Consider the following 12,322-nt stretch of genomic DNA (forward strand, 5'->3'; position numbering starts at 1 on the left):
TTGCGGTAAAACAGTAGACCCGCCTTCGCCGGACGCAACTATGGATTCTGCGGTTCTGGGATGCGCTCGCAAGCCCCCGACGGCCGAACGGGCAGCGCCGGCATCGCGCTGATGGCGTGATGCCGGCTTGAGCGTAAGGCTTTGGGCCTAACTGTCGGCCAACCCGAGCATCAGCCGCATGTTCTGCACGGCGGCTCCGGAGGCGCCCTTGCCGAGATTGTCGAGACGCGCGACCAGCACGGCTTGCGGATATTGCTCGCTCGCGAAGACGTACAGTTCGAGCATGTTGGTCTCGTTCAGCGCCTCGGGTTCGATGCGTCCGGTTTTTGACGTCGCGTATTCGAGCGGCATCACGGAAACATATTTGCTGCCCGCGTACCGCTTTGCGAGTGCGGCATGCAGTTGGGCGCCATCGGGCTTGGCCGGAAGCGCGTCGAGATGCAACGGCACCGACACCAGCATGCCCTGCCGGTAGTTGCCGACCGACGGAACGAAAATCGGCCGCCGCGTCAGGCGCGAGTAAAGCTGCGTCTCCGGCAGATGTTTGTGCTCGAAGCCAAGGCCATAGAGCTCGAAGGACGGCGCGGTGCCGGCCTCGAAACTTTCGATCATCGACTTGCCGCCGCCGGAATAACCGCTGACGGCATTGATGGTGATCGGATAGTCCGCCGGCAGCAGACCGGCATCCACGAGTGGCCGCAGCAGCGCGATCCCGCCGGTCGGATAGCAACCCGGGTTTGAGACTTTCCGTGCGCTCCGGATCTTGTCGGCCTGGTCAGGCGCGAGTTCCGCAAAACCGTAGGTCCAGTCGGGCGCGACGCGAAACGCCGTCGAGGCGTCGAGCACCTTGGGTCCCTTGGCGCCCATGCCGTCGATCAGCGCCACGGTTTCCTTCGCCGCATCGTCCGGCAGGCAGAGGATCACGAGATCCACCTCCTCCATCAGCGCCCGCTTGGCGCCGGCGTCCTTGCGCTTGTCCTCGGCAATGCTCTTCAGCGCGACGTCGCCCTGCAGGCGCAGCCGCTCCTGAATACCAAGGCCCGTCGTTCCGGACGCGCCATCGACAAAGATGGTGGGCTTCCTGGTGTCGCCGATCGTGTGCGGGTTGATATCGGTCAGGGTCATGGCGCGTTCCTTTCAAGCGTCGTCGCTTCGTTCGTTGCTGCTGTGTCGGCAATGTCGGTCATGAAGGCCTGCGGGCGCGCCTCGCGCATCAGGCCTGCAATCTCGCGCGCATCCGCGCTGGCCTGGGAAGCCAGCGCGTTGCTGATGGCGGCATAGTCGGTCTCGGATTTGTGCTGGTTCAATTTGAAGCTGCCCTCGATCTCCTCAACCGTCATCACCAGACCCACGATCGCCTTCTTCATGGCGTCCAGCCGCCCGGCCGTCATTTTCGACGACAACCAGGGCTTCTTCGGCAACAGCCAGTTTTCGAACTTGGCGCTGAGCGTCTCGATCTGCTCGGCCAGTTCGTCGTCGGACAGTGCCCGTACCGTGCCTGTCAGGTGCACGGCCTGGTAGAGCCAGGTCGGCACTTGATCGGGCGAGACGTACCAGTCGGGCGACACATAGGCATCCGCGCCGTTCACGGCCAGCAGCCAGGACGAGGTCCCGCCGGCGAGCTTTACCAGCGGATTATGACGGGCAACATGAAACAGCGCGCGCGGCGTCCCGTCATCGGCAAAGCCGAGATAGAACGGCAGCGGTGAGGCAATCGGCTTGGCGCCATCCCACGCGCAGACGAGGCCAAAGCCGCGCGCTTCCGCAAACGCCAGGCTGGCGGCACGGTCGGGCTTGAACGGAGGCGGCGTATACATTTCAAACTCCTGCTTGACGTAGGAGCCGCCAGATCAAACCGCGTGTCTTGAAGGGAAAGAGCCGCGGATCGTATCCGGCGGCAGAGGCGATGATCTTAAACGCAGACAACCGCCCATACCGCGACAATGCGGCGGCGGCGGGCGATGATGCTGGTCGAAGCGTTGATCATGGGCGTGCCTATAGGGCCGCGCGGTTCCACCGTCAAGCCAAAACACCGGGGAAGAACACAACGGCCGCCCCGAAGGGCGGCCTTTTGCTCGATCGTTGGGGCAAGGAAAGCCTAAATCACCGGGTTCCAATGCGCTGGCACCACGCGATACCCACTGCCGTCCTTCTCCACATTCCCAAGGCCCGGGAACGGATAGTGGAAGCCCTGCACCATGAGCTTTTCCGCCACGACCATGTCGTAGGTCTTGCGCCGGGCCTTCTCGGCCATGGCGGCGTCCTGGTCGAAGAAGGCGTGCCAGCCCGGATTGGCGGCGAAGAGATAGGGGATGTTGGTGACATCCGACTGGACGAACACCTTCCCCGAACCCGACGACAATACATAGGAGGTGTGACCCGGGGTGTGGCCGGCGGTTTCCACGGCGAGCAGACCAGGGACAACGTCCTTGCCCCACTCGTACGGTGTCACCTTCTTCTTGAGGCCTGCGTCGAAAACGCGACGGGCATTCGCGAACACACCCTTCATGCGTTCAGTGGTCTGCTTGCCCATCTCGCCGTCGTCCATGAAATATTTCCATTCAGTGGCGGGCACCAACACCTCGGCGTTGGGGAATGCCAACACGTTCTCCGCGGTCAGAAGTCCGTTGATGTGATCACCGTGGAAATGCGAGATCACCACCATGTCGACGGACTTCGGATCGATGCCGGCCGCGGCCATATTGGTTGCGAACTGGCCGACCGCGCCCTTGCTGGAGGCGAAGGCGCCCGGGCCGTTACCGGTGTCGAGAACGATCAGCTTGCCGCCGGAGTTGATGACCAGCGGTCCGAACTGGATGCTGACCTTGTCTTTCGGCATGTGGGCTTTCTCGAGCGCCGCGGCGACCTCCTCCTTCTTCACGTTGGTGATGAAGCTATCGCCGAGCGCAAACGTGTTCACACCGTCGGAAATGACGGTCACCTGCGCGTCCCCCACTTTGTAACGATAGAAGCTCGGCGCCTGTTTGTCGGCCATCGGCGCGGCCGCCTTGGCCGGCATGCTGGGCAACAGAGGCGAAGCAGCGAGAGCCGCGGCTCCGGCGAGTGCGTAACGTCGTGTCAAATCCATGTGATGTCCTCCCAGTGAGACGATGAATGCGGTTCGCGGGATTTTCCGCTTTATCGACGTGTCCGTGTGACGTGTTCTCGGCCCTTGTTGCCGCCGCTTCTACCAGCCCTTCAGTGCTGGCGCGATGACGCCGCGACGGCGCAGGCAGCCCGGTGTTCCCCATCATGAGAGCTAACCCCTGCCCCCGGCGGCTTATTCCGGCAGGGCGAGCTTGCGTCACAACAACCGCCACACCCATTCGATGATGTGCGCGATCACGTCGCCAAACAGCAACAACGCCGCCGACCAGACCAGCGCGGAGACGAAATTGGCGATCTGGAATGGCCAATACGGCATCTCGAAAATGCCGGCTGCGAGCGGCACCGACGCCCGCAGCGGTCCAAAGAACCGCCCGATGAATATGGAGGGCACGCCCCACTTTTTTACAAAGGCCTCGCCGCGCGGCAGGATTTCCGGATAGCGCGACAGCGGCCAGATCTGGGCCACCTGCTCCTTGTATTTGAAGCCGAACCAGTAGGAGACCCAGTCGCCGAGCCCCGCGCCAATGCCGCCGGCGATCCAGATCGGCCAGAAGTTGATGCCGCTGACGCCCATCAGGGCGCCGATCGCGACCAGAGCCCCCCAGGCCGGAACGACCAGTGAGACGAACGCCAGCGATTCGCCGAACGCCAGCAGCAGCACAACCGGTGCTGCCCAGGCCTGATGATCGCGCACGAAATCAGCCAGGGCGCGCGCAAAATCTTGCATCCCTTAAACGCCTTCCCAGCCCCAATCCGGCCATTGAATCAAACCCGCGAGCCCATGGCCTTGGAACAGGTACGCCAGCCCGTTGCGTGACTTCAAGTCACAAAGGCGGACGCGGTGCGTGATTTACCCCCTCTCCCGTGTTCCGCGCCTGACAACAGCACTTATCTCGTGGTACGGCCGGCCCGAGCGGTTGCAGCGTTCGGCCCGGCCGTCACTTTTTAAGCCCATCCGTGGCATAGTCAGACAGATCGATTCGCTGCGCCAGGTTGCGCGCATCACATGAAGAACCATGCCCAAGCCATTGAAAACAGCTGCCAAAACTAAATCCGCCAGCGACTTGTTCGGGGCCGATGAATCAAAGGGCCGCGCCTCGCTGAAGGTCGCCGCCAGGTCCAACAGCGCCGAAGCCGGCTATACCGCGGCCGATATCGAGGTGCTCGAAGGTCTGGAGCCGGTCCGGCGCCGGCCCGGCATGTATATCGGCGGCACCGATGAAAAGGCGCTGCACCATCTGTTCGCCGAAGTCATCGACAACGCCATGGACGAGGCGCTGGCAGGCCATGCCTCCTTCATCGAGGTCGAACTCGGCGCCGACGGCTTTTTGACCGTGACCGACAATGGCCGCGGCATTCCCGTCGATCCGCATCCGAAATTTCCGAAGAAATCCGCGCTCGAAGTCATCATGTGCACGCTGCATTCCGGCGGCAAGTTCGACTCCAAGGTCTATGAGACCTCGGGCGGCCTGCACGGCGTCGGCGTCTCTGTGGTCAACGCCCTCTCCTCGCTCCTCGAGGTCGAGGTCGCACGCGAACAAAAACTCTACAAGATGACCTTCGAGCGTGGTCATCCCAAGGGCAAGCTCCAGGAGCTCGGCAAGATCAACAACCGCCGCGGCACCACCATCCGCTTCAAGCCCGACACCGAGATTTTCGGCGCCAAGGCGGCCTTCAAGCCGCAACGGTTGTTCAAGATGGCGCGCTCGAAGGCCTACCTGTTCGGTGGCGTGAAGATCCGCTGGCGCTGCGATCCTGAATTGCTGCGCGGCCTCGAAGAGGTGCCGGCCGAGGACGAATTCCACTTCCCCGGGGGTTTGAAGGATTATCTGGCCGCCGCGATCCATGCCGACACGCTGGTGCACCCGGATATCTTCTCCGGCAAATCGGGACGCAACGGCGCCCACGGTGCCTGCGAATGGGCGGTGGCCTGGACGGCGGACGCCGACGGCTTCCTCTCCTCCTATTGCAACACCGTGCCGACGCCCGACGGCGGCACCCACGAATCCGGCATGCGCAGCGCGATGTTGCGCGGCCTGAAGGATCACGCCGAGCGCATCGGCCAGGGCAAGCGCGCCGCTCCGATCACCTCGGAAGACGTGATGGTGGGCGCGGCCGTGATGCTCAGCGTGTTCGTGCGCGAGCCGGAATTCCAGGGCCAGACCAAGGACCGCCTCGCCACCGCCGAGGCCCAGAAGATCGTCGAACAGGCGATCAAGGACCCGTTCGACCACTGGCTGTCCGGCAATCCGCAGCAGGCCAACAAGCTGCTGGATTTCGTCGTCGAGCGCGCCGACGAGCGGCTGCGCCGCCGCGCCGAGAAAGAGACCTCGCGCAAGACCGCAGTGAAGAAGCTGCGGCTGCCCGGCAAGCTCGCCGACTGCACCAACACCGCGACCGAAGGCTCCGAGCTGTTCATCGTCGAGGGCGACTCGGCCGGCGGCAGCGCCAAGCAGGCGCGCGACCGCAAGACCCAGGCCGTGCTGCCCTTGCGCGGAAAGATCCTCAACGTCGCCTCCGCCGGCAAGGACAAGCTCACCGCCAACGCCCAGCTCTCCGACCTGATGCAGGCGATCGGCTGCGGCACGCTCGCGCAATACCGTGAAGAAGATTTGCGCTATTCCCGCATCATCATCATGACCGACGCCGACGTCGACGGCGCCCATATCGCCTCGCTGCTGATCACTTTCTTCTACCGGCAGACGCCGCGGCTGATCGACGAGGGCCATCTCTATCTCGCAGTGCCGCCGCTCTACCGGCTCACCCACGGCGCCAAGACGGTCTACGCCCGCGACGACGCCCACAAGGACACGCTGCTCAGAAGCGAATTCAACGCCAATGCCAAGGTCGATGTCGGCCGCTTCAAAGGCCTCGGCGAGATGATGCCGGCGCAGCTCAAGGAAACCACGATGGACCCGGCCAAGCGCACCCTGCTGCGCGTGGTGCTGCTGGCCGACGACCGCGAAGGCACCGCCGATTCGGTCGAGCGGCTGATGGGCACCAAGGCCGAGGCCCGATTCGCCTTCATCACCGACAAGGCGGAGTTTGCCAGCGAGGATCTGCTGGACGTCTGACCTCCGGGGTGATTTCGGCCGACGCCGCGCGATTATCTGGACTACCGGCCGGTTTCGGCGTGTTTCACCCCATGAGGGCACCTGATCGTGCCTATTTTTCAGGCTCTTTCCCGCGGTTCCTTTTCGAGCGGATGTGCTCTCGCCGCAACAGCATTTTAGATGGAACCGCGTATATTCCCGTCACTGGGCTTATGGAATCGGTGCAAGCGCACCATTTGGGCGGTCGGTTACGACGCTTAATTTTGAGGGTTTGGACAATGAAGAAATTGGTGCTCGCTCTGACCGCTATGGCAGCGTTGACTGCCCCGGCTCTCGCGGCTGACATGGCTCCCCGTTATGCCAAGGCTCCGGTCGCGGTTGCCCCGGCCGTAAGCTGGACCGGCTGCTGGATCAGCGGCGGTGGCGGCTATGGCATCTCCCGCACCGACCGTTACTCGCGCGACGGTGCCGCCCCCTTCGGCACCAACGTCCTCGGCGCCACCTCCGGTTCGGATGGCTGGCTGGCAACGGCTGGCGTGGGCTGCGACTACCAGTTCAGCGGCCGCTGGGTTGTCGGCGCTTTCGTCGATGGCACCTACTCCGACATCAAGGGTGACCACGCCTGGCGCGTGTTCGGTCCCGGCGAAACCTTCGTCGGCGAAAACAAGATGGATTGGTCCTGGGCTGTTGGCGGTCGCATCGGTTATCTCGTGAACCCGTCGTTCCTGACCTATTTCAACGCCGGCTACACGCAGGCGCACACCGAAGCCTACAATCTCCGGGAGACCGTCGCGGCGTTCGGCGCAACCGGCCTTCAGGTTCCGGGCCGCACGTTTGACGGCTTCTTCGTCGGCAGCGGCTTCGAATATCAGCTCGACTTCCTGCCCGGCCTGTTCGTGAAGAGCGAAGGCCGCGCCTCCTGGTATGATCGCGGGGACTCGAGCCTCACCTGCCAATTTGCTGGTACGCGGTGCGCCGGTGCCGGCGTCGCCCCGTTCAACCTAGCCAACGGCGGCAACATCGACTCGCGCAAGTTGACCGTCTACACCGCGAAGACCGAGCTGGTCTATCGCTTCAACTGGGGTGGCCCGGTCGTCGCCAAGTACTGATCTCTGCTAAATCAGCAGCTCAAAAGCCCCGGCATCGTCCGGGGCTTTTTTGTGCTCAAGACAGCGAACAGGTTAAGGGCAGCTGATCGGTTTCTCCAGGCGTGTGGCCGCTCTGCAACAGCATTTCAGGCGGAACTGCGTATAGTCCTGACACTGGGTTTCGGGAATCGGTGCAAGCGCACCATTTGGGCGGTCGGTTTACGACGCTTAAGATTGAGGGTTTGGACAATGAAGAAATTAGTGCTCGCTCTGACCGCAGTTGCGGCATTCAGCGCCCCGGCTCTCGCAGCCGACATGGCCCCCCGCTATGCCAAGGCTCCGGCTCCGGTGGCGATGGCTCCGAGCTGGACGGGCTTTTACATTTTCGGCGGTGGCGGCGGCGGCGTCTGGGATGCCAACGGAGGCGTCGATGCTACCGCGACCGGTACTTGCATTATTTGCACGAACACCCGGACGGGTGGTGATGGATGGTTCGGCACTGTCGGCGTTGGTTATGACTGGCAAGCGAGCCCATCGTGGGTGTTCGGCGTGTTCGGCGACGGCACGTTTGGCAGCCTCAAGGGCAATATCGGCGATGCGGGCGTGATCGGCGCAGGTTCGATTACCGGGGGTATCGTCGGTACCACCAAGATGGAAACCGCCTGGGCCGTCGGTGCTCGCCTCGGCTATCTCGTCGCCCCGAACGTTCTGTCCTACGTCAACGCCGGTTACACCGGAACGTATTGGACGGGCAGCACGCTGCTGAATTCGGACACCGGTACTGCTTCCGGTCTGCACACCGATCGCTTCAACACCGGTGGCGCGTTCGTCGGCGGCGGCGTCGAGAACAACCTGAACATCTTCGGTATCACCGCGCCGGGCTGGTTCATGAAAACTGAATATCGCGCTGCCTATCTCGACAGCAAGCGTCTCTCGGAACGCCTTGATGGCACCAACGCCCTGTTTGGCCGCGATATCACGTTCAAGCCTTTCGTGCAGACCATCAGCACCTCGCTGGTCTACCGCTTCAACTGGGGTGGCCCGGTCGTCGCCAAGTACTGATCGACATATTGATCTCTGCTAAATCAGCAGCTCAAAAGCCCCGGCATCATCCGGGGCTTTTTTGTGTCTAGTTGCGTGAGGCCGTTGCCGCGCCCACATGCTCCTGGCCCGAGTTGCAGTCTTGAGCTGCTGGTAAGCGCGGCGCAGCCTGCCCCCGATCATCAGTCCCCTGATCATTTCCGCCCTTGCCGAAGCCGCCCGCATTGTATTCGATCGACCGCTACGGTCGGCCTCGGCAATGGTTTCCGGGGACGCCGGTCAAGCCGTTCGAAAGCGGCAGCGGGGAGTATCCATGGCCAGATTGCTCTTGATCGTTGGCTTTCTGGCGCTCGCCGTCGGCCTGCTCTGGATCGGCCAGGGCACCGGCGCGATCACCTGGCCGCAATCGAGCTTCATGATCAACCAGCTGCAATGGGCGGGCTATGGTGCCGTGCTCGGCGCCGTCGGCCTGATCCTGATCTGGCAAGGCAAGAGCTGATCGCGGCCGATAACAACAACGGGACAACAACAATGAAAACAAAACTGTTCGATCTCAGCGGCAAGGTCGCCATCGTCACCGGCGGCAATGGCGGCATCGGCCTCGGCATGGCGCGCGGGTTGGCGGACGCCGGAGCCGCGATTGCGGTTGTCGGGCGCAATGAAGCCAAATCGGTTGCCGCGGCCGCCGAGCTCGCGCGCAACGGCGCCAAGGCGATATCGGTAATCGCAGATGTCACCGACAAGGCGGCGGTCGATGCCATGGCCGCGCGCGTGGCCGGCGAACTCGGCCGGATCGACATCCTCGTCAACAATGCGGGCATCAGCATCCGCAAACCGCCGCATGTGCTCGATCTCGCCGAGTGGAACAGCGTGATCCAGACCAACCTCACCAGCGCCTTCCTGGTCTCGCAGGCGGTCTACCCTGCGATGAAACAAGCCGGCGGCGGCAAGGTCATCAATATCGGTTCGATGATGTCGATCTTCGGCGCCAGCTTCGCGTCGGCTTACGCGGCGAGCAAAGGCGGCATCGTGCAGTTCACGCGCGCCTGCGCGGTGGCCTGGGCCCCGGACAACATCCAGGTCAACGCGGTGCTGCCGGGCTGGATCGACACCGATCTCACCAGGGGCGCCCGCGCGCAGATCGACGGGCTGCACGACAAGGTGCTGGCGCGCACGCCGGCAGCGCGCTGGGGCGTGATCGACGATTTCGCCGGCATTGCGGTGTTTCTGTCTTCGCCCGCGTCCGATTTCACCACCGGCACCGCGATCCCGATCGACGGTGGGTTCTCGGTCATGGGATAGCGCCCGCGTCACGCTGAAGCACTTCCGCAACAAAAAAGGCCCCGGACATGCCGGGGCTTTTTCAGCTGCTGATTGAGCAGAGATCAGTACTTCGCAACGACCGCGCCGCCACCCCAGTTGAAGCGGTAGACCAACTGGCTGCGAACGGTGTGGGTGTATTTCTCGGAGTCGATCGAGACACCAGTCGGCAAGCCCGTTGCAGTGATCCGAATGGGATTGGTCGCAACGTCGAATTCCGAAAATCGGTATTCAGTTTTCCAGAACAGGCCCGGCAGGAAGTTCAGCGCATATTCGTCGCCGGCGCCGATGAACCAGCCCTTGTAGGTGCGCTTGTCCATAAAGAGGCCGGCCGGAACACCGAAGGGGACGAATTCGAGGGTAAAATCAGTTCGGTCGAAGGTCGCTTCGGTATAGCCGACCGAGACATAAGTCAGGAGGTTGGGCAGCGCCAGCCAACCGAGACGGCCGCCGACCGACCATGCCGAACTCATCTTCTCGTCGCCAACGACAACCACACGTTGCGGATTGAGCTTTCCCTTGAGGCTGCTGAAATCGTAATCGCCGAAGGCGCCAACCACAAAGCGCGCGCCTGCCGCGGCCAGCTGGTAGTCGCAGCCGCCTTGCACCGTTCCGAGATAGCCACGCCCCCCCGTGGTCGCCGTCTCGCTGAACCGGGTCCGGGGCGGACCGTCATCGTAAGTGGTGTTTTCCTGGTTCCAAAGCCCGTAGCCGCCACCGCCGCCGACATAGCACCCGGTCCAGTTCACAACTGACGCAGCAGGAGCCTTGACGTAAGCCTTGGCCGGGGCCGATCCGCCCCAGTTGAATCGGTAGACCAGCTCGCTGCGGACCGTGTGGAGGAATTTCTTGGAATCCTCCGCAGTGTTTGACACCCCCGTTGCGGTATTCCGAAGGGGATTGGTCGCCACATCGAATTCCGAGAAGCGGTATTCGTTTTTCCAGAACAGGCCCGGCAGGATATCAAGCGCATATTCGTTGCCGGCGCCGACGAACCAACCCTTGTAGGTTTGCTTATCCTGGAAGCGATTGTCTGAAACGCCAAAGGGCGGGAAATTGAACGTAAAGTCGGTGCGATCGAAAGTCGCCTCGGTATAGCCGGCCGAGAAATAGGTCAGGAGGTTGGGGGTGACCAGCCAGCCGAGACGGCCGCCGACTGCCCAGGCCGAACTCATCTTTTCCTCACCAACCGCGGAGGCACGGCCGGGAGCAAGCGTTCCCTTGAGGCTGGCGAAGTCGTAATCGCCGAACGCGCCGACCACGAAGTTTCCACCCGCCGCCGCAAACTGGTAATCGCAACCGACCTGCACCGTTCCGAAATAACCGCGACCGCCCGTGGTTATGGTATCGGCAATCGGAGTTTGGGGCGGAGCGACGCGCCGGGTCGAGTTTTCCTGGTTCCACATGCCGTAGCCGCCGCCACCGCCGACATAGCAGCCCGTCCAACTCGTCACCGTTACGGCCATTGCTGGCGCCTTCGAATAGGTTCGGGCGGGAAGGTCAGCTGCGAAAGCCGGGGCGGCAAATGCCGCAACCGTGGACAGGGCGAGCGCCAATTTCTTCACTTTGAATAATCCCCTCTATCAGAGTTGGGCAGAGTACATCGACAACCGAAATCCTGACGTGTCCCAGCTGGCACCGGCTTGTCGCCGTGGGCACTGCGAGGGCTACAACGTCGCGAGCCAGGTGGATTGTCTCTTACTGTGGCGGGGCCGCTACAGACTCACCGCGTGATGTCGTAGCCGCAGCCAGCTTGTTCGGTATTCCGCTTTAAGCAGGCAGCGGCTCTCAGTACTTGGCGACGACCGGTCCGGTCGACCACGGATTGAACTTGAAGCTCACCCGCCCCATCACCGAATCGACCTTCGCCGAGACATTACGGAGGTCCACCACGGTGCAGCCGACTACAGCCCGGTTACAATTGTGCTGCTCGCTGTCGAACTCGTAGTGCTTGTAGTCGATGCCGAGAACGAGGTTGTCCAGAACCGCGTATTCGCCACCGACGCCGGCATACCAGCCGCCATGAACGGCGCTGGCCGCCGCGATCGTAAGGTTGGCCGCGGGGAGGTAGACTTGGGTATCGATGTCAGCCCGGGCGTAGCCGCCCTGGCCGTACACCATAAAGCGATTCCAGGCATAGCCGAGCCGGCCGCCGATGTAGCCGATGTCATTGATGCGGCTTTGGCACGACGCCCCACCGCCGTAAATGCAGCCTGGGCCGAGGACACCAGTGCCACGGGTGTTGTTGAAGCCATTGTCCAGGCCGTTCCAGCCGCCTTCGATACCGAGAACAACGTTGCCCCACTGCTTCTGGATTCCGGCAAAGCCGCCGTAAATCAACCGACTCTGGCTATCCGTCCTCCAGAAAGCGCCGGGAACAGCATTGTAGAGAACGCCATCGGTGGCGTCCCATGCGCCGCCGACAGCGCCGCCGATATAGATACCGGACCAGTCATAGGTGATAACCGGAGGTGCAACGGGTGCCTTGGTGTACGGGCGGGCCGCCATGTCGGCGGCGAACGCGCTCACCACGCTGGCGGCAAGGATCGCAGCTGCGAGTACCAGTTTCTTCACTTTGAATAATCCCCTCTATCAGAATTGGGGAGCGTACATCGACAACCGAAATCCTGACGTGTCCTGGTTGGCACCGGGCTTGTCGCTGTGGGCACTGCGAGGGCTACAACGTCGCGAACCAGGCGGATTGTCACTTAC

11 protein-coding genes are annotated in these 12,322 nt (G+C 62.6%); 5 read left to right on the plus strand and 6 right to left on the minus strand.

All coding sequences use genetic code 11. The annotated features are described in order from the left end of the window. Positions 1 to 147: 147 nt before the first annotated feature. The 4 genes from argC to JQ611_RS23335 all read right to left on the minus strand — a co-directional run bounded on the left by argC (position 148) and on the right by JQ611_RS23335 (position 3,835). On the minus strand, positions 148 to 1,125 hold the full coding sequence (gene argC / locus JQ611_RS23320) for an N-acetyl-gamma-glutamyl-phosphate reductase (protein ID WP_212466715.1): 978 nt from the start codon (positions 1,123 to 1,125) through the stop codon (positions 148 to 150). Further along, a complete protein-coding gene (locus JQ611_RS23325) occupies positions 1,122 to 1,817 on the minus strand; it encodes an FMN-binding negative transcriptional regulator (protein ID WP_212466716.1) in 696 nt (231 codons plus the stop codon). The genes argC and JQ611_RS23325 overlap by 4 nt, the downstream gene beginning before the upstream one ends. Positions 1,818 to 2,098: 281 nt before the next feature. After that, positions 2,099 to 3,088, minus strand: a complete 990-nt coding sequence (locus JQ611_RS23330) for an MBL fold metallo-hydrolase (RefSeq protein ID WP_212389745.1) — start codon at positions 3,086 to 3,088, stop codon at positions 2,099 to 2,101. Between the two features lie 216 nt (positions 3,089 to 3,304). Next, a complete protein-coding gene (locus JQ611_RS23335; RefSeq protein ID WP_212031317.1) occupies positions 3,305 to 3,835 on the minus strand; it encodes a DedA family protein in 531 nt (176 codons plus the stop codon). 289 nt (positions 3,836 to 4,124) lie between these two features. Here JQ611_RS23335 and parE point away from each other — a divergent pair, with 289 nt between their 5' ends. The 5 genes from parE (at position 4,125) to JQ611_RS23360 (ending at position 9,592) form a co-directional block, all read left to right on the plus strand. Further along, positions 4,125 to 6,182, plus strand: coding sequence for a DNA topoisomerase IV subunit B (gene parE, locus JQ611_RS23340; protein WP_212261822.1), 2,058 nt, complete (start codon positions 4,125 to 4,127; stop codon positions 6,180 to 6,182). A 323-nt stretch (positions 6,183 to 6,505) separates the two neighbouring features. After that, positions 6,506 to 7,270 carry an outer membrane protein gene (locus JQ611_RS23345; RefSeq protein WP_249133395.1) on the plus strand — a complete coding sequence of 255 codons (765 nt, stop codon included), beginning with the start codon at positions 6,506 to 6,508 and terminating at the stop codon, positions 7,268 to 7,270. Between the two features lie 228 nt (positions 7,271 to 7,498). Beyond that, positions 7,499 to 8,311, plus strand: coding sequence for an outer membrane protein (locus tag JQ611_RS23350; protein ID WP_212261829.1), 813 nt, complete (start codon positions 7,499 to 7,501; stop codon positions 8,309 to 8,311). Between the two features lie 292 nt (positions 8,312 to 8,603). After that, positions 8,604 to 8,789 (plus strand): hypothetical protein, encoded by a 186-nt coding sequence (locus tag JQ611_RS23355; RefSeq protein WP_211994991.1) that lies wholly within the window; start codon positions 8,604 to 8,606, stop codon positions 8,787 to 8,789. Between the two features lie 32 nt (positions 8,790 to 8,821). After that, positions 8,822 to 9,592: an SDR family NAD(P)-dependent oxidoreductase gene (locus JQ611_RS23360; RefSeq protein ID WP_212466718.1), complete on the plus strand. Its 771-nt coding sequence runs from the start codon at positions 8,822 to 8,824 to the stop codon at positions 9,590 to 9,592. An 83-nt stretch (positions 9,593 to 9,675) separates the two neighbouring features. Here the strand turns inward: JQ611_RS23360 and JQ611_RS23365 are convergent, their stop codons facing one another. Together JQ611_RS23365 and JQ611_RS23370 are read right to left on the minus strand one after the other, a co-directional pair. Continuing rightward, entirely contained in the window at positions 9,676 to 11,175 is a 1,500-nt protein-coding gene (locus JQ611_RS23365) for an outer membrane protein (RefSeq protein WP_212466719.1), read from the minus strand. A gap of 223 nt (positions 11,176 to 11,398) precedes the next feature. Then, complete coding sequence (locus JQ611_RS23370; RefSeq protein WP_212466720.1) at positions 11,399 to 12,184, minus strand: outer membrane protein; 786 nt, start codon at positions 12,182 to 12,184, stop codon at positions 11,399 to 11,401. Between the last annotated feature and the right edge of the window lie 138 nt (positions 12,185 to 12,322).

The organism is Bradyrhizobium sp. AUGA SZCCT0182 (genome assembly GCF_018130185.1).
In the GTDB taxonomy this organism is placed as follows: domain Bacteria; phylum Pseudomonadota; class Alphaproteobacteria; order Rhizobiales; family Xanthobacteraceae; genus Bradyrhizobium.